This is a genomic window from Halomonas sp. QHL1 (genome assembly GCF_001882345.1).
Taxonomy (GTDB): Bacteria; Pseudomonadota; Gammaproteobacteria; order Pseudomonadales; family Halomonadaceae; genus Vreelandella.
This window is the reverse complement of record NZ_MINL01000001.1, coordinates 3,720,813-3,739,275: the sequence shown is the minus strand read 5'-3', so window position 1 is coordinate 3,739,275 and position 18,463 is coordinate 3,720,813. Positions and strand designations below refer to the sequence as shown.

Annotated in this window: 15 protein-coding genes; 4 read left to right on the top strand and 11 right to left on the bottom strand. The window is 53.0% G+C overall.

Annotated elements, in window-relative coordinates:
- Window positions 1-7: 7 nt before the first annotated feature.
- From QHL1GM_RS17115 to QHL1GM_RS17075, 9 genes are all read right to left on the bottom strand, one after another.
- Window positions 8-1,288: a TRAP transporter large permease gene (locus tag QHL1GM_RS17115; protein ID WP_071695546.1), complete on the bottom strand. Its 1,281-nt coding sequence runs from the start codon at window positions 1,286-1,288 to the stop codon at window positions 8-10.
- A 3-nt stretch (window positions 1,289-1,291) separates the two neighbouring features.
- Window positions 1,292-1,828, bottom strand: coding sequence for a TRAP transporter small permease (locus tag QHL1GM_RS17110; protein ID WP_071695545.1), 537 nt, complete (start codon window positions 1,826-1,828; stop codon window positions 1,292-1,294).
- A 62-nt stretch (window positions 1,829-1,890) separates the two neighbouring features.
- Window positions 1,891-2,880: a TRAP transporter substrate-binding protein gene (locus tag QHL1GM_RS17105; RefSeq protein ID WP_071696037.1), complete on the bottom strand. Its 990-nt coding sequence runs from the start codon at window positions 2,878-2,880 to the stop codon at window positions 1,891-1,893.
- 97 nt (window positions 2,881-2,977) lie between these two features.
- A complete protein-coding gene (gene kdgD, locus QHL1GM_RS17100; RefSeq protein ID WP_071695544.1) occupies window positions 2,978-3,895 on the bottom strand; it encodes a 5-dehydro-4-deoxyglucarate dehydratase in 918 nt (305 codons plus the stop codon).
- Window positions 3,896-4,226: 331 nt separating this feature from the next.
- A complete protein-coding gene (locus tag QHL1GM_RS17095; RefSeq protein WP_071695543.1) occupies window positions 4,227-5,552 on the bottom strand; it encodes an enolase C-terminal domain-like protein in 1,326 nt (441 codons plus the stop codon).
- 208 nt (window positions 5,553-5,760) lie between these two features.
- A complete protein-coding gene (locus tag QHL1GM_RS17090) occupies window positions 5,761-6,522 on the bottom strand; it encodes a metallophosphoesterase (RefSeq protein ID WP_071695542.1) in 762 nt (253 codons plus the stop codon).
- A 78-nt stretch (window positions 6,523-6,600) separates the two neighbouring features.
- The gene (locus QHL1GM_RS17085) at window positions 6,601-8,313 is read right to left on the bottom strand and encodes a thiamine pyrophosphate-dependent enzyme (RefSeq protein WP_071695541.1); all 1,713 of its coding nucleotides are present in this window, start codon (window positions 8,311-8,313) and stop codon (window positions 6,601-6,603) included.
- An 809-nt stretch (window positions 8,314-9,122) separates the two neighbouring features.
- Window positions 9,123-9,674, bottom strand: coding sequence for a spermidine N1-acetyltransferase (speG, locus tag QHL1GM_RS17080; protein WP_071695540.1), 552 nt, complete (start codon window positions 9,672-9,674; stop codon window positions 9,123-9,125).
- Between the two features lie 75 nt (window positions 9,675-9,749).
- Window positions 9,750-10,970: an FAD-binding oxidoreductase gene (locus tag QHL1GM_RS17075; protein WP_071695539.1), complete on the bottom strand. Its 1,221-nt coding sequence runs from the start codon at window positions 10,968-10,970 to the stop codon at window positions 9,750-9,752.
- Between the two features lie 128 nt (window positions 10,971-11,098).
- Here QHL1GM_RS17075 and ltaE point away from each other — a divergent pair, with 128 nt between their 5' ends.
- Window positions 11,099-12,106, top strand: a complete 1,008-nt coding sequence (gene ltaE, locus QHL1GM_RS17070) for a low-specificity L-threonine aldolase (protein ID WP_071695538.1) — start codon at window positions 11,099-11,101, stop codon at window positions 12,104-12,106.
- Window positions 12,107-12,152: 46 nt separating this feature from the next.
- Here the strand turns inward: ltaE and QHL1GM_RS17065 are convergent, their stop codons facing one another.
- Window positions 12,153-12,767, bottom strand: coding sequence for a LysE/ArgO family amino acid transporter (locus tag QHL1GM_RS17065; RefSeq protein WP_071695537.1), 615 nt, complete (start codon window positions 12,765-12,767; stop codon window positions 12,153-12,155).
- A gap of 120 nt (window positions 12,768-12,887) precedes the next feature.
- Window positions 12,888-14,888: a Fe(3+)-hydroxamate ABC transporter permease FhuB gene (fhuB, locus tag QHL1GM_RS17060; protein ID WP_071695536.1), complete on the bottom strand. Its 2,001-nt coding sequence runs from the start codon at window positions 14,886-14,888 to the stop codon at window positions 12,888-12,890.
- A 175-nt stretch (window positions 14,889-15,063) separates the two neighbouring features.
- Here fhuB and QHL1GM_RS17055 point away from each other — a divergent pair, with 175 nt between their 5' ends.
- The 3 genes from QHL1GM_RS17055 to QHL1GM_RS17045 all read left to right on the top strand — a co-directional run bounded on the left by QHL1GM_RS17055 (window position 15,064) and on the right by QHL1GM_RS17045 (window position 18,452).
- Window positions 15,064-16,020 carry a siderophore-interacting protein gene (locus QHL1GM_RS17055; protein ID WP_071695535.1) on the top strand — a complete coding sequence of 319 codons (957 nt, stop codon included), beginning with the start codon at window positions 15,064-15,066 and terminating at the stop codon, window positions 16,018-16,020.
- Window positions 16,021-16,101: 81 nt separating this feature from the next.
- Window positions 16,102-17,445, top strand: coding sequence for a glycerophosphodiester phosphodiesterase family protein (locus QHL1GM_RS17050; protein WP_071695534.1), 1,344 nt, complete (start codon window positions 16,102-16,104; stop codon window positions 17,443-17,445).
- 239 nt (window positions 17,446-17,684) lie between these two features.
- Window positions 17,685-18,452 carry an ABC transporter ATP-binding protein gene (locus QHL1GM_RS17045; RefSeq protein WP_071695533.1) on the top strand — a complete coding sequence of 256 codons (768 nt, stop codon included), beginning with the start codon at window positions 17,685-17,687 and terminating at the stop codon, window positions 18,450-18,452.
- The last annotated feature ends 11 nt before the right edge of the window (window positions 18,453-18,463 follow it).

Sequence of the window (18,463 nt, the reverse complement as noted above, 5' to 3'; positions counted from 1 at the left end):
AGCGCCCTTATTGGAAAAAGCTGGGCAGCGTCAAAGAGATAGCGGGTACATAAGTCACCAGCATCAGGGCCACAAACAGCGCTAAGAAGAACGGCCAGATCGTGCGAACCGCCTCCTCGATTTTAATTTTGCCAATTACACAGCCGACAAACAGACAAGCACCTACGGGTGGCGTACACAGCCCTAGCCCCAGGTTCATCATCAAAATAATGCCGAACTGGATCGGATCCATGCCGAACTGCATAGCTACCGGCAGAAAAATAGGCGTGCAAATAAGGATTAACGCCGCCATGTCCATGATCATGCCTAAAATCAATAGGATGATATTAAGCATAAGGAAAATAACCAGCGGCTTATCGGAAATAGCCATCAGCCCTGTCGTCAGCATTTCCGGAACATTGTAGAGCGCCAACAGGTAAGAGAATGCCGATGCACACCCAACTAAAATCATCACCAGCGAGGTGGTTTTTACCGACTGAACAACAGCGGCTTTGAAAGAGGCCCAGGTCAATTCACGGTAAACCAGACCGGTCACCACAATCGCGTAGATAGCCCCGAAGGCACCTGACTCAGTCACGGTTAGAATGCCCGAGAGCACCCCGCCGACGATAATCACTGCGGTCATCAGGCCAGGCAGAGAGGCAAAAAAGCTGATAATTAGCGCATTCCAACCAGGAAAGGTTTCGCCTTTATAGCCACGCTTCACCGCCACGATATAGGCTGCAACGGCTAAGCTGATACACATCAAAATGCCTGGGACAATACCGGCGATAAACAGTTGGGTAACGGAGATACCACCACCCGCCGCAACTGCATAAAGAATCATATTATGGCTAGGGGGAATCACTACGCCCGCGATTGATGAGGTCACGGTCACGTTGACGGCATAGTCAGCGTCATACCCCTTCTCTTTCATCACCGGGATTAGGATAGAACCTAACGCCGAGGTGTCCGCCACTGCAGAACCGGAGATCCCCCCGAACAGCATTGAAGAGCTAATGTTCACCATTCCCAAACCGCCGCGCACCTTACCCACCATCGCTGAAGCCAAGCGCACAAGGCGAGTGGAGATACCGCCGTGCATCATTAACTCACCAGCAAAGATAAAGAAGGGAATCGCAAGCAGTGAAAAAACGGAAATACCGGATAGGATACGTTGAAAGGCTACAAATAGCGGCAAGCCTTCATAAAGGAAGGTCACAACGGCGGCCAATCCGACAGCAAAAGCAACCGGCGCGCCGACTATAAGGCCTAAGAAAAAGATCCCGAAAAGAATAATCAGACCCATCGTTTATACCCTCTTAACTTTTCGAGACATTAAGCGCTGCGCTATATCAGCGGCTGCAAAAAGCATGATTAACACACCACAAATCACCAGGGGAGCCGCCCGCCAACTCTCCGATAGACCTATCATGGGTATAGCTCTTTCCAAGTTTGAAATCACTAATGTCCAGCCTTGGAAAGCCATAAAACCGCCAAAAGATAAGATAAAAAGATCAGAAAGGTGATGCATTAAACTGCGCAATGGGCCAGCGAAGCTTTCACGAATAAAATCAATATTTAGATGGCTATGGTGCCTGACCCCTGCCGCTGCGCCTAAGCAGGTGATATACACAACCAGTACTAACGAGGCTTGCTCAACCCAAGTAGGGGTATTGTTAAGCACGTACCGGCCGAAAACTAACCACCCAAATATTAGAATAAGGGTGACTAATAAGATCCCCGCAACAAGAATACATAAGCTGGCAATACCATCTAAGATTCGATTCAGCGAGCCGCTTTCTTCCGCGTCTTCCTTATCGACCTGCGATTCAAGTTCGATACTCACGGCACATTTCCTTTTCAACTTCCGGCAGCGATTAGCTGCCGGAAGCGTGTGGATGACAAATATTACTCGGTGGCGCGAATTTCCTCGATCAGCTCACCTGTGCCAGGATTACTAGCGATGAACTCTTCATACATGGGTTCCATAAGCGCCTGAAAGGCGGCTTTATCGTCTACTTCGTTAATCTCTACGCCGTGGTCCAGAACGATCTGACGGCTCTCTTCAGAGCTTTCCACCCATAGTTCACGCTGACGTTTGGAAGCCTCTTCGGCTACTTCGCGTACAATTTCCTGATCTTCTTGCGAGAGTTCTTCCCAGCTGGATTTAGCCACACATAAGCACTCTGGGATAATCAAGTGCTCAGTTAACGAGTAGTAACCCGTTGCTTCATAGTGGTTGCTGGACTCAAAAGAGGGGTAGTTGTTTTCAGCGCCATCAAGCACGCCGGTGGTTAAACTTTGATACACCTCACCGTAAGACATCGGTGTGGCGTTACCGCCCATAGCAGCAATCATGTCGACGTAAAGATCGTTATTCATTACCCGAATCTTTAAGCCTTCAACATCTTCAGGGGTTCTAATGGGGCGTTGGGTGTTATAAATGCTGCGTGCGCCTGAATCGAACCACGAAAGCACCACCAAGCCTTTATCTTCTAAGGCATCGGCAAAGCGCTCGCCAATTTCACCGTCCATTACCGTATGCATATGTTCAACGTCATTGAACAGGAAGGGTAACGAAAACACGTTGGTTTCTGGCACGATGGGGCCCATCGGTCCCATGTTAAAATTGGCAAAGTCCAGCGCCCCGTTACGGGTCTGCTCAATGGCGTCTGACTGATCACCCAGCACGGCGTTGTTATAAACACGTGGAGTAACGCGGCCTTCCGTTTGCTCGGCCACAGCTTCAGCAAACTCTTCTAACGCCACTGTATTAGGATAGCCGTCGGGATGAATGTTCCAACCTCGCCAGTTATCTGCTTGAGCAGGCAGTGCAAAGGCAATAAGCGCCATTACGCCAGCGGTTGGCAGCAATGCTTTTACAGAGCTTTTTTTCATAGGCTTGGCGCTCGTGCAGTTATTGTGTGTGCGCATGTCTAACGTCCTCTTATTATTGGTAATTGCTTACTAACTTCTAGTAATAGTCAGTAGTGAGTTAATACTTCTTTGCTACATCGATAAGCGCTTCAAGCTGCTTGCACTCTTCACTGTTAGGCATTGCCAGCGGGGCGCGGACACTGCCTGCAGGCCTACCTACTATTTCAGCACCTGCTTTGATGAGGCTTACGGCATAGCCTGCTTTTCGATCCCTGAGATCCACGAAAGGAATAAAGAAGTCATTGGTGATCTGCTTCACGACCTCTTTATTGCCTTTGCGTAACTCCTTGTAAAACGTTACGGCCATTTCCGGTACGAAGTTGAAAACGGCAGAAGAGTAAGTATTCACCCCAATAGATACGTAGGCTTCAGCAAAAATTTCCGCCGTGGGCACGCCCCCGATATACACCAATCGGTCGCCAACAGTTTTGACGATCTTGTTGAGCGCCTGGATGTCGCCTTTGCCATCTTTTAGCCCCACCAAGTTAGGGCAGTGGTCGGCGAGTTTCTGAACCGACGAGGCATTCAAAATGCCATTGCCGCGGTTGTAATAAATCACGTTGATTGAGGTGGCATCACAAATTTGGCGGGCATACTCAACTAAGCCATCCTGCGGGCACTCGGTAAGGTAAGGCGGCATCAACAGAATGCCATCGGCGCCCGCCTCTTCAGCCGCTTTTGCAAAGGCTTTGCCTGTCTCAACGCTTAAGCCAGCACTGGCAATAACCGGCAAACGTCCGTCAATCACCTCGACTGCCACGCGAACAATCTCTCGATACTCTTCTAGCGAAAGACTGAAAAACTCCCCCGTACCACCCGCTACAAAGACCGCGGAAATCTCGTGGCTAATAAACCACTCGAGCCGCTTGCGATAGCTCGCTTCATCAAAACGGCCCTGGCTATCAAAGTCCGTAATGGGGAACGATAGCAAGCCATCGCCGATGGCATTGGTTACTGCTTCTTTTGAAAACGTCACGTTGCGCCCTCTTTGTGAATGCGTTGACCATTGATTGAGCAGGCATCATCAGTCGACCAACATCTTATGTAATACATCATACAACAAGAAAGATAAGTATCTACGAAGCATGGCGCAAGCAGAACTATCAAAATTTAAACCAAAGTAGCATTATCGAGCTAATAAGCAACAATCAGCTTAAGACTAAAGTTTATAGGTATTGAATCGAAGCCTATTGTTAATCGTCCTGCCTGCTATCAGTAAAATACATGATAGTAGCAGGCAGGTTTTCAACAGTATTTGTTCAAACACTCTGCTGCCAACTTCATTATATAGATGAATTAATAAATGATTAGCGAGCAAGTGCAGGTCGCTTCGGATCAAACTCCCAACCAGGAATCAGGAACTGCATGGCCATGGCGTCATTTCGCTGCGTGGTATCAAGCGACTTATAGAGATTGTAAGCCTCCATAAGTTTCTCTTCATCCAACTCAACACCTAACCCAGGCGTAGTGGGCACTTTGAGTTTGCCATCGCGGATAAGCAAAGGATTTTTAGTGATTCGCTGTCCATCTTGCCAGATCCAGTGAGTATCGATTGCAGTGATGTCGCCCGGGCACGCAGCGGCAACATGGGTCATCATGGCAAGCGAAATATCGAAGTGGTTATTGCTGTGGGAACCCCAGGTCATGCCCCACTCGTTACAAAGTTCACCCACTTTTACCGCACCTTGCATGGTCCAGAAATGACAGTCTGCCAAAGGTATATCCACCGAATTGAGCTGAACGGCGTACTGCAGCTGTTTAAAATCTGTCGCGATCATATTGGTAGCCGTAGGTAAGCCGGTGCGCTTCTTAAACTCGGCCATGGTCTCGCGCCCTGAGTAACTCTCTTCCTGGCCACAGGGATCTTCGGCGTAGCTAAGCAGGTGCTTGATCGGCTCAAGTACTCGCACCGCTTCATCAAGCGTCCAGGCCCCGTTGGGGTCAAGCGTTAGTCGCGCCTCTGGGAACGCTTCATGGAGCGCTCGTATACAATCAGCCTCCTCTTCCCCACGCAAGACACCGCCCTTTAGCTTGAAGTCTTTAAACCCATAACGCTCATAGGCGGCCTTGGCTAAATTAGCCACGGCGTCGGGTGTCAGTGCCTCTTGGTAGCGTATTTCGTCCCAGGCGTCCTGAGGGTTCTGCGCTTGAGGATACGGTAGGTCTGTCTTGCCAGGGTCACCCAATAAAAACAGGTAGCCCAATACCTCTACTTCATCACGCTGACGACCATACTGACCCAGCAGATCGGCGACGGGCAGCTGCAGTGCCTGCCCATAGAGGTCTAATAAGGCCGATTCAATCCCCGTGATTACATGCACCGCTACGCGCAAATCAAACGTCTGACGGCCCCGCTCTTCGCGTCCGTTCTGCGCCAATTGCAGCCGAACCTGATTAAGGGTGTGCTTAATATTATTGATCTGCGTGCCTTCTACCAGCGCGCGGCACTGCTCCAGCCCCTTAAGGATGCCTCCACTGGAAGGAATCTCACCAACTCCCTGGTTGCCGGCGTCATCTTCAAGGATGACCACACAGCGGATAAACCAGGGTGCATGACCGCCACTAAGGTTAAGCAAAAAGCCGTCATAGCCAGCAACAGGAACCACTTTCATTGTTTTAATCTTCGGAAACATATGAGGCATACCTTTTTATTGTCGACCCCAATCGAGTAATTGGGGGGGATCCGCATAGGTAATACATCATACAAAAAATACGTATCGTGCCCGTATGGCACAAGCATAGCTATTAAAATTTAAACCAAAGTAGCAGGCCAAAAATTATTATTAATAGCATTTTAATGGAATGGAAATAACCCCATGTTTTTGAACAAACTAGCTTTTGTTACACCTCAACCACCCAATCTGGCTTAAACAGCGGCAGACTGAATTCATAGGGGTAACCACCGGGGTTGGCGATGATACGGGTGCCGTCGCGCAGAATATCCACGGGTTCATGGACATGCCCATGCACCCATACATTCATCTTGCCCATTAAATGAGGCAAGTGTGAGGCAAATGCGGGAGATAACGCGTCGCCCAGGTATTGGCCAGGAATACAGTCGTGTAGCGGAGCATGGTGGCTAACCACCACCTTAGGGCCATCAAACGGCTGGGACAGCTCGTTTTCAAGCCAAGCAAGCGCTTCAGCGTGCACCTGCTGACTCGCCTGTGGTGTGAACGTTATCCCAGGCGAGGTTTGGACGATTTGAAAATCGGGCATGTAACGCAGCGCCTTAGACTCAGTATCGGCGGGGTTTTGGGTCGGGTCACCGGCGTACAGCGCAAAGTCAGTCCAAAGCGTAGTGCCGTAAAAACGTACGCCATTGAGGGTCACGGCACGATTATCCAAAAGCTCAATGTCGAGCCGCTCGGCTTCGAGCGCCAGCTCATCACGTAGCAGCGGCATGCAGGTACCGTAGAATTCATGGTTGCCAGGCACATAGATAATCGGCGTGTCCGGGAAGCGGCGACGCGCCCAGGCAAGGCCTTCACACTTACGGTGTATATCACCCGCCAGAACTACTACATCGGCATCTTTCTCAGGCAGCTCACGGTGCCCGTCAAAAAACTCCAGATGTAGATCAGACAAAATACGCAGACGCATAGAGCTCCTAATCAGAGACATTACTAAAATGCGATCAAATCAAACCCCGGCGCAACGTCAAACCCAAGCAAGGGGCGGTCAACGCTTCAGAAAATTACTTTTGACTAGATGCACTACCTCATCCATACGGCCGCTCAACACCGCTTTCGCTGAGTAGAGCGCAGTAGAAGATACTTGCCCCGCCGCCACTTTAGGCGGCATCACTAATTCCATTGGGTTGACCACAACATCCAAAAGCGCTGGGCCGGGGTAGGCCAGCCAGTCGTCAATAGCATCTTCAAGCTGATCTTCGCGTTCTACTCGCTTTCCCCATAGCCCCATGGCTTGAGCCACACGGCCAAAATCAGGATTTTCCAACTCTGTGTAGGCATCCAGTAGCCCTTCTACTTTCTGTTCCAGCTCTACAAAGCTCAATGAGCTATTGTTATACACCACAATTTTAAGCGGAATACGCCGCTGCACCAGGGTTAGCAAGTCGCCCATTAACATGGTGAGGCCACCGTCACCGCACATAGCAATGACCTGGCGTTCGGGATAAGCCAGTTGAATCCCCATTGCCTGGGGGTAGGCGTTCGCCATGGTGCCATGCTGCAAACTTGCTAGGGTACGGCGCTGACCCAGAGAGCGAATGTGCCGCAACATCCATACGTTCACACTGCCGGTATCCGCAGTAAAAAACGCATCATCATTGGCCAAGCGGTCAATTGCCAGCGTTAGCTCCTGCGGGTGAATAAGCCCATCGTCGTTACTTTTGTGAGCCGATTTTTCCAGTGATTTCAGGTAGCGCTTGCGACACTTCTCCAGCCAGCGCTTACTCGAATTTGCTTCGACAACTTGGGACAACGCCTCACAGGTATCACGCACGCTGCCAACAATCCCCACATCGACAGGGTAACGCTTACCTATCTGCGCTGGGTCGTGATCTACCTGAATAATCGCGGCGCTCTCAGGATAAAACTGGCTAAACGCGAAATTACAGCCAAGTAATAACAGCGTGTCACATTCGGCTACCGCATGGTATCCGCCCTCAAGGCCGTAAACGCCGGTCATGCCTACTTGATGCGGGTTGTCATGCTCAATAAAGTCTTTGGCGCGTGATGTCCAGGCGATGGGCGCCTGGAGTTTTTCTGCCAATGCAATGACCTGTTCGCGGGCATCTTCGCACCCAGCGCCAGCAAAAATGGTGATATGGCCGCCCTTATTGAGCTGATGCACGGCGGGCACCAACGCTTCAGCCGAGGGGCGCAGCGAGTAGTTAAAGCGGTGGGCACGATAGGCAAGCTGACTACGCGGTGTTTGAGTAAAAATATCACCGGGTACAATCAAAACCGCAACGCCACGCTTGGCTAGCGCGGTTTGCGCCGCAAGCGCAGTCATGCGGCGCGCCTGTTCGGGAGAGTTGAGGGTTTCGCAGAACACACTGTACTGCTCGAATACGCGGGATTGATCCACTTCTTGGGGGAAACTGCTCCCCGTTTCGCCAAGGGGTACTTGCGTCGCAATGAAGACCACCGGCGAGCCGTTGCGATGGGCATCGAACAGTCCATTCACAAAGTGCAGGCTGCCAGGCCCACAGGAACCAGCACACAACGCTAACTCCTGGGTAATATAGGCCTCTCCTCCGGCCGCAAACCCACCGACTTCCTCATGTCGAACGCCTATCCACTCTAGGTCACTTTGTCGCAGGGCATCGGTAAAGTGGTTCAGCGTATCTCCCACCACGCCGTAACAACGCTTTGCGCCAGCGTTCTGTAGGGTTTCTACCATAATTTCAGCAACATTGGTGCTCATTAGCGACTCCTTTCGCAACTGCGTAAAAAGTGATTAGTCACCCTGTAGCCTAGCTGGTTAATGCCAAGTGTGCGCTGACCCCGCCCCCAATTCGAGGCTGTTCAATACAATCATGCTGCACTGCAACAAAAATAGACTATAATGACTTTGTAGTCCCAATAGGAGGACCGCATAATGACTTTTTTAACAACTCCCCCTGCACGCGATAATGAAGTTCTAGAATTCTGGAGCTTAAATGCTCAATGGCATCGTGCCGCAGTCGAAGCACTGAAAGCCTATTTAGGCTAATTCAGGTGCTTTTGTACCCTCAAGACCAAAAGCGAATCACCAAAGCCGGAATAATTTCCGGCTTTTTTTATTTTATAAAACCCTTTTCCATTCAAAGGCGTAATAGCAGCAGCTCTCAATATGTAATCTTATGCTTACACAACGTAGCGAATCACCTACATCGTTAGTACTAGCCCTGGCCGTCGAAAGCTCTTAATATCTCACAACAGCTAAATTGCTGCTTAGCACAACACAGGCTGTGTACAACATCAGCTTTTACAATATAAGCTTTTAAAACATTAGTATTTCCGACCAGGCCTCAACGAATACCCTGACCCCCTGAAAGAGGAGTAGATGCCATGCAACACTTAGTCACCCCAACCCAAGCGTTGGAAGTAGATGTTATGGAAGTATGGGCGCAGCGTGCCCGCCAGCAGCGTGCGGCACTTGACGCTATCAAGGCTTACCTGGGTTAAGTATCGAGCCGACTTGGTTTCTGCCTATCCAACGCCTCATCTCACCGAGGCGTTTTTTAGGGAGTTTTACAACCAGTTGGTTTCGGGGTCTTCGGCAGTGTTTAGCTGGCCAAGATAGGTATCCTGCAAGATATACATCCGCTTTACATCGCGGTACTTGCCATTGATAAAGAACTCCTGCACCAAGTGCCCCTCTTCAATAAAACCACTCTCCTCATAAAGATGAATCGCTTTGACATTTTCTACCGCCACAATGAGATATACCTTGTGCAGGTTTAGAATGGTGAACGAGTAGTGCAGCGCTTGGCGGATTAAGGAGCGGGCAAATCCTTTGCCCTGATGCTCCGGGGTAATAATGATTTGAAACTCGCCGCTGCGGTGGATGTAGTCGATCTCAATCAGCTCTACCAGACCAATCGCATTACCATGGCTATCTTCGGCGACAAAGCGCCGTTCGGCGTTGTCATGGATGTGCTTGTTATACAGCTCCTCCAGCTCATCAAATGACTCGTAAGGCTCTTCAAACCAGTACGACATAATGCTCTGGTTATTATTTAGCTCATGAACAAAGCGCAGGTCGTTACGCTCCAGTGCACGCAAATAAAGTGTGTGGCCCATCGCCCGCTATCCTTATGAATATCCGTGAAGAATACCCGTTTTAAACTTGCTCGTTACTCGGTTTTTGCATTTAGGTTAGGACATTTTGGCCAAGCGTCTAAATGAAAATAGCTCCGCCAAGGGGTGTTCTCTACCCTCAATAAGCGCTCGAAGCAGTTTGGCACCTATCATGCTATAGCTGATCCCGTTGCCGCCGTAGGCCATGGCAAAATGAACGCGTGGGCCCAGAGCGTCATGGGGGCCGAAAAAAGGTAGGCCGTCGTCGGTTTCAGCAAAGGTGCCGCCCCAAGAAAATGTAGGGTTGATATCGAGCTTAGGCCATAGCGCTTCTATTTTAGCTGCCAGCCCTTCTGCCTTCTCCTCTACCCGCGCATCACGGCGCTTGGGAATATCTTCGTCATCATCGTCGCCACCCACGAGCAGGCGACCATCACAGGTAGTGCGCATATAGAGGTAGGGGCGCGCCGATTCCCACATCATGGTGTGGCGTAGTTTACCCAAAGCCTCTGGCGGCAGGGGGTCGGTGATCAGCGCGTAGCTACTGCGATTGATAGCCACCTTTTCTGGCAACCAAGACTGCGACTCATACCCCGCCGCCATCACTACATTCTGGCAACGCAACTTGGCACCATTGACTAGTGTGAGCGTGACGCCTTGATCATCCGGCGCCATCGTCTCCATTTGCGTGCGGTCATATACTTCTCCCCCACGCTCGACCACCTGAGAGAACAGCTGATACGCCATACGATAGGGGTCAATACTGGCAGCAAGCTGGGTAAGAATAGCGCCAGGTGCCTCAAAACCGTACTCCGCCAAAATGACCTCGCGCTCAAGCCATTTGGCTTCAAAACCGTGTTTTTGGCGCAATGCTAGCTCCTCTTTGAGAGGCGCCACATCCTCTTCGTTACTGGCGTAGTAAAGGCTTTGCTGACGTTCAAAATCCACATCACCCATGCCTGCTGCTAAGGTTTCAAGCTCACCAATGGCATCTGCACAAGCGCGGTAAGCGAGAACTGCATCAGCCTCACCGTAGCGCTCGGCTAACTCTGTCATATGGGTATCAATTTCGTATTGCAACAAAGCCGTGCTGGCGGCTGAGCTTCCCCAGCCTACATCCCGCCGTTCAAGCACCACCACATGGTGGCCATTGCGGCTTAACTCATCAGCAATTAACGCACCTGTAATCCCGCCGCCAATCACCACCACCTCGCATTGGTGATCACGAGTCAGTTGAGGAAAGGTTTTCAACAGGCCATTTTTGACCGCCCAAAAGGGATAACCACTTTTCAGATCCATCTGTTTTCCTTTGTTTGAGAGACTTGCAGTATGCTGTTAACCATAGATGGTTCCAGACAACTTGCTCGATAAAGCGTCCCTAAGTGGCTGCCCTTGTTAGTTGAATTCAGCCTCAAAAAGGAGTTTCCATGATTGATTTACGCAGTGACACGGTGACCCGCCCCTCCCCCGCCATGAAAGATGCCATGATGGCCGCGCCGGTTGGCGATGATGTGTGGGGCGATGATCCAACAGTGAATGCATTCCAAGCAAACCTGGCGGAGCAGACAGGCAAAGAGGCGGCGCTACTGTTTCCTAGCGGTACACAAAGCAACCTAGTAGCGCTCATGGCCCACTGCGAACGGGGCGATGAATACATTGTTGGGCAGTCAGCCCACACTTATCGTTATGAAGGCGGTGGTGCAGCGGTGTTAGGTAGTATCCAGCCCCAGCCCATTGAGAACGCCGCTGATGGCACGCTGCCGCTGGAAAAAATCATCGCCTCGATAAAAGCCGATGATTTTCACTTTGCGCGTACTAAGTTGTTGGCATTGGAAAATACCATTGGCGGCAAAGTGCTGCCCACAGACTACGTATTAAAAGCTACCGAACTGGCTCGCGAACGTGGGTTGGCAACACACTTAGACGGCGCGCGACTGTTTAATGCAGCGGTCGCCACGGATACCTCGATCAAACAACTGTGCCTGCCGTTTGATAGCGTATCACTATGCTTCTCAAAAGGCCTGGGCACCCCCATCGGCTCGGCACTGGTGGGATCGCAAGCATTGATCGAGCGTGCACGGCGCTGGCGTAAAGTGGTGGGTGGTGGCATGCGACAATCAGGGATTATCGCCGCCGCCTGCCAGTATGCTCTAGATAATCACGTGGCGGGCTTAGCCGATGACCACCGCCGTGCAGCACGCTTGGCAGAAGGCTTGGCAAAGCTGCCAGGGGTCGCGATCACCGCCCAGGCAACCAATATGGTGTTCGCCCACTTCCCCGACGAACATGTAAAACCACTAGCCACCTGGCTAAAAGAGCACGGCATTTTGATTGAGCTGCTTTACGCCACGCGCTTCGTTACCCACCGCGATGTTGATGACGCAGATATCGACAAAGTAATTGCGGTGATGGAGGCTTACTTTAGTCGACATTAAAAACAAGTCGCCATTAAAAACGGGTAGGCATTAGCCGGTGAGCGGTTTAGCTAAACGATGATGCCCCCAAGGCAAGATGCACGGCAATCCCGGCCATCATCAAGCCAATCAGACCATCGATAATGCGCCATGCGATGGGTTTTGAAAGCCAAGGTGACAGCGCGGCACCACCCCAGGCCAATAGGCTAAACCAGAGTATGGAAGCAGTAGATGCTCCCGCCACAAAAACACCGGCACTCTCTTGCTGGGCGCCAATGGTGGGTATCAGTAGCAGCGTATCCAGATACACCTGGGGATTGAGCACGGTGACGGCAAGGGTGGCGAAAATAACTTTGCTTAAGCTGCGCGCTTTGCCCGCTTCGGCGCTTAACCCTTGCCGCCCGTTAAGGGCTCTAAATAACGCCTGAGCCGCTAGCCAGCTTAAAAATACCACGCCCACCCAGCGCATTGCCTCCAACGCGCTGGGCATCGTCAGCAGAAAAGCACTCACCCCAAACATACCCGCCGTGAGCAGGATAATATCCGCACTCATGCATAACCCTGCCGACCACCAGTGGTACTCACGACGAATAGCCAGCCCCAGAATGTAGGCGTTCTGCGCTCCAATCGCCATAATAATACCGCCGCACACCACTAAGCCCGTTAAGTAGCTTTCCCACATCGCCTAGCTCCCAGTGCCAGAATAAGTATCGTGTTAAACAATCGTGGCACTAAGATAACGGGCAAGCTGGATAACTAAAAATCATCCTGCTAATGGGGTATTAGTTTTGCTTATACTCACTCATAACCGCCGTAGCCCCCACATAAAGTAGGCACCGCCAATCAAGGAGGCAACCAAGCCCGCAGGTATCTCGTAGGGGAAAATAATCTGACGGCCTACCCAATCCGCCAGCACCATCAATAGCACACCGATCAACGCAGCACCCAGCAGATGCTGACCCGCCCGCGAGAAGCCCACCAGGCGCGCCATATGCGGCGCCAGCAGGCCAATAAACGAAAGCGGCCCCACCACCAGGGTGGCGCAGGCGGTTAACAGCGCCACCAGTAGCAGCAACGCCAAACGGGCACGGTTGAGAGTTACCCCAAGGGCTTTGGCAGTCGGTGCGCCTAAAGGCAAGATATCCAGCCAGCGAGTGAAGGGCAGCGTAACCAGCGCCAGCACGGCGGCAATCCCCCCGACCACCACCGCATTGGTGACATCCACGTAATAGGTAGAGCCCGCCAGCCAGGCAATCACCTGCTGGCCACGCGGGTCGCCGCCAGCCAGCATCACGCTACGCACCGCGTCAAATAGAGCACTGATTGCCACGCCAGTGAGCAGCAAACGCTCGGGGAGATAACCGCTCTTGCGGTTGATACCCACCAGCACCAGCAGCGTCGCGAAAGCCCCTAACGTCCCCACACCAATCAGCATCATATTGGTGGGCGCAGGCAGTAGGAAAATCCCCAGAATCAGCGCAATGGCACAGCCACCGCTGATTCCCAGTACTTCGGGGCTGGCCATGGGGTTGGCGGAAAGGCGCTGGAGTATCGTCCCGGCAATCGCCAACATCAACCCGCTGGCGGCGGCCGCCATCACCCTGGGCATGCGCCACTGCATGACATTCCAGTTATTGGGTGCCAGCCAATACCAGCCATCTACCCCCTGGCCAAATAGCAAGCCGAGAACCGTCGCCCCCAGTAACGCAAGCAGTAACCCGGCGGCTAAACGTGAAGGCGCTGGGTGACGACGGGCGAAAACACCCGCCCCTTTCGGCGGCTGATCGCCCTGCAGCTTCAGGCGTGGGATCAGCCACATTAATAGCGGTGCTCCCAGGGCACCGGTAATCGCCCCGGTAGGAATAAAGGCCGCCGCCATACCTGAAAACTGCTGTAACAACAGATCAGTGGTGGCCAACAGCACCGCCCCCAATAGCGTCGACCAGATTAGCCTAGGTCCTAGGCGACGCGCACCGGCCATGCGCACAATATTGGGCGCTGCCAAGCCGATAAAACCGATGATGCCCACCACGCTAACAATGCTGCCAGTAATAAACACCGCCAGCCCCATCCCCGCAAAGCGCAAATAGGTCAGCGAGACCCCCAGACTCTTGGCGCTGGCGTCGTCCAACTCCAGCACCGCCAGGGGGCGCAGCAAAAACCACGCGGCCACACAGCTAATCGCCAGCCGTGGCCAGAGGATTGCAACCCCGTCCCAGCCGTTTTGCGCCAGCGAGCCCGCCCCCCAGATCAGCAGCCCTGAGAGCGCCTCGTGGTTGAACAACAGCAGCGCCGTGGAGAGTGCACCCAAGTACAGATTGACCACCAGGCCCGCAAGCACCACTACGATCGGTGCCAGCCCGCGCCGCCACGAGAGCAGGAAAACTAGCCCAACGGCCAGCGCACCACCGGCCAAGGCGACCCACTCGCGCCCGGCGACAAGCAGTCCGGGTGCCAGCAAGGTGGCGGCCATCAGCGCCAAGTTAGCGCCCGATGCCACCCCCAAGGTGGTGGGCGAGGCCAATGGGTTGCGCAGCACCTGCTGCATGAGCACGCCTGCCAACCCCAAGCCGCCCCCGGCTAGTAGCGCGACCGAGAGACGCGGCCACCAAGCGTAGTGAAGCAGCAGCTCGTCAACGTTCTCAAAAGAGGGAGCCACTAACGCCTGCAGGCCCAGCGCAAAGCCGCCTTGGCCCTGTAGGCCCACCCAAAACAACACCACCAACGGCAGGCTAAGCAACAGGCAGACTTTCGCGGGCGACATCCCCCCCATTCGTTGGGCAAATTGCGCGGCGCCTAGCATAGCGAACACTCTTTTTTAGTAGCCGAGCATTTCGCCACGCGGGGCGTGATAGGCAGCAGCGTCATTGTCTTAGCCTTAATCTTTTCTGGGAGTTAGTGATTGAATTATTAACAACGATTCTAAATGATAACGATTAGCACTACAATTGACCCCTTTGTTAATGGGGTTAATTACTATGGCGGCCAAGCAGAGCTACCGACTTTTCGATATCACCCTCGCTCGGTGCACCCAAGTCAGCGCCTCATTAGTCAGGTTCACCTTTACTGGCCCAGAAGTCAGCCAAATGGCGACCTACGCACCGGATCAGCGCGTCAAGCTATTCTTCCCCGAAGGTGGAGGCACTCTCGACACACTGTTTGAGATTGCCAAGCTAGAAGAGCACGACTGGTACAGCGCCTACCGTGCATTGCCGGATGCCCAGCGCCCCTCTGCGCGCACCTACACCATTCGCGCCCTGCGCCCGGAACATGCTGAGGTAGACGTAGAATTCGTGCTTCATGGTGACAATGGCCCCGCGTCGCGCTGGGCAATGCATGCCCGCCCAGGTGACCGGCTAGCCATGACGGCCCCAACCGCTAACGCGGAAGGCCCAAAGTTGGGCTATGAGTGGAAGCCGCCCCAAGGCGTGCGCCGTATTCTGATCATCGCCGATGAAACCGCCCTCCCCGCCGCCGCAAGGATTATGGAAACCCTTGATGGCCTACCTCTCAAACCCAAGGTCGAAGCGCTGCTTGAAGTGCCTCGCAGCGACGATGTTCAGCCGCTGCCCCAGGCCGCCAATCTGAGTTGGCTGGCGCGCGACGCTGAGCCCGGCTGCCAACACGGTGAGCTGCTGCTGAGAGCGCTGCGCGATATCGATTTGCAACAAGAGATTGTCGCGCTAAGGGGTAACCCTTCGGCCGTGGCCCATGGTAGAGAGGATGAGCCTAGCCATGATGAACCAGGCCAGGATGAAAACGCCCCGCTCTGGGACCCCGCCACCCTGGACGACAGCGCGCCCTTTTACGCCTGGATCGCCGCTGAAACCAAGGTCGCCATGCAGCTGCGCCGCTACTTGGTCAACGAATGTGGGCTACCCAAGCAGTACATTACCAGTATGGGCTACTGGCGCCAGGGCAAGGCCAATGGTTAGGTAAAGCTAAGTTAGAAGCTGGCGTGAAACCTGTCTACACTCAAGACACCCTCTTCCTCCGCGGCACAGAGAATTTCGTTGATGACATATTCCGATTTTCTAACCACCACGCTTATATTGGGTGGCCTGCTGGCCGCTAACACCGCTCATGCTCAAGAAGAGACTGACACAAAGCTGTGGGAAGATGCCTTGGTTAACGCGGCACAGCAGGTAACGCTGGGGCCGCGTCCGCTGTTCTTAGTAAACGACATGAGCGCGGATAACGATCACGAGCGCGAACTGAAAGCCTCTTTATTGAGCTGCGCGGCTGAACAAACCCAGTGGCACCGTTCTCCATTGACGATTGGACATCGTGGCGCACCGTTACAGTTTCCTGAACATACCCTTGAATCTTATATTGCCGGCGCTCAAGGCGGTGCAGGCATTCTTGAGTGCGACGTCGCCTTTACCGCCGATGAAGAGCTCGTCTGTCGTCACTCCCAGTGCGATTTACACTACACCACCAATATCGTCGAGACAGACTTAGCTGAAAAATGCAGCGTGCCTCCCGCATTTGATGAAGCCAGCGGCGAGCTGAACAATGCGGCAGACATTCGCTGCTGTACCAGCGATATTACGTTAGCCGAATTTCGTAGCCTGCAAGGCACCATGGAGGGAGTCAACACCGAGGCCGCCACCCTGGAAGAGTACCTGGCAGGCACACCCGAATGGCGCACCGAGCTTTATGCTACCCGCGGCACACTGATGAGCCATGCTGACAGTATTACGCTGTTTCAACAGCTTGGCGTACAGATGACCCCCGAGCTGAAAGAGCCAGAGGTAGAGATGCCGTTTACGGGTCATTCAGAAGGCTTTACGCAGCAGGCGTACGCACAAAAAATGATAGATGAGTATAAAGCGGCAGGCATATCCCCCAGCGATGTATTCCCACAGTCTTTCAATCTGGATGATGTGCTTTACTGGATTGAACATGAGCCTGAATATGGAAATCAGGCAGTTTACCTGGATGGCCGCTACAGCGATGACTCCTTTGATCATACTAACCCCGATACGTGGCAGCCAAGTATGCAGTCGCTGGTAGACAGCGGTGTTCAGATTATCGCTCCCCCCACCTGGATGCTGGTAGAAACGAATCCAGAGTTCGGCAGTGACGATCAGGAAAGGCGCCTGCAACCTTCGCTTTATGCCCGCCGGGCCCGGGAAGCAGGCCTGGCCATGATTACCTGGACACTGGAGCGCTCGGGGCCGCTGGAGGAAGGCGGCCAGTGGTACCACAGTACCACTGACGATGTTATCCAGCGTGATGGCGACAAACTGATTACCTTAGATGCCCTTGTCAATGACGTTGGCGTTATCGGCGTGTTCAGCGATTGGCCCGCCACGGTTGCTTTCTATGACAACTGTGCCCAGCGGGGCGCCCCATGAGCGGCCTAGCCAACTGCTAGTGTGTTTAACTTCTGCCTGACAAATGATCCCATTCATCTCTACTCTCATCAGCTAGCCAATCAAGCGGAGGCTAGCTGATAGATAGCTTCTCGTTGCCTGCTTTCCCCAAGCGACGTTTGCCATCTATAACGTAAATCTTTTCATTTTTTTGTTAAAAATGAGAACCATTAGCACTAGAATGGGGGCATTATCATCACCCCTATCCCCAGGAGTCATTCATGTTCGAGGTCAAAGGTGCCACCTTTGAAATCAATGGCAAGCCGATTTTAAATTCCATTGACCACAGCTTTCATGAGGGCAAGGTTTACGGTTTGATTGGCCATAACGGCTCGGGCAAGTCGACGCTGATCAAGCTGATGGCCCAGCAGCAGCCGGTAAGCCAAGGCGAGATTCACTTTGATCAGCGCCCGCTCCGTGATTGGGGAAATCGCGAGTTCGCCCGCCAGGTGGCTTACCTACCCCAGCATTTGCCCAGTGCTGAGAGTCTTACCGGGCGTGAGCTCGTCGCCTTTGGCCGCTACCCATGGCATGGGTTGCTGGGCCGCCACACCCAAACAGATAAAGACGCTGTAGAGCGAGCCATTGAGTTAACCCACACCGAAGCCTTTGCCGACCGCTTGGTCGATACGCTTTCCGGCGGCGAGCGCCAGCGGGTGTGGCTAGCGATGCTACTCGCCCAGGGCAGCCGATTCCTGCTGTTGGATGAACCGCTAGCGGCGCTGGATATCGCCCACCAAATAGAAGTGCTGGCGCTGATCCGTAAGCTATGCGACGAGCTGAACTTGGGGGTCATTATTGTGCTGCACGATATCAATATGGCCTCGCGCTACTGCGACGAGCTGATGGCGTTGCACAGCGGCCGCTTACTGGCCCACGGCACGCCAGGCGATATGATGTGTGGTAATACCTTAGAAGCAATTTATGGATTGCCGATGCAGGTCATGAAGCACCCTAACGGAGAGCACAATATCGCCGTTGCTCAATAACGTTATTCTTA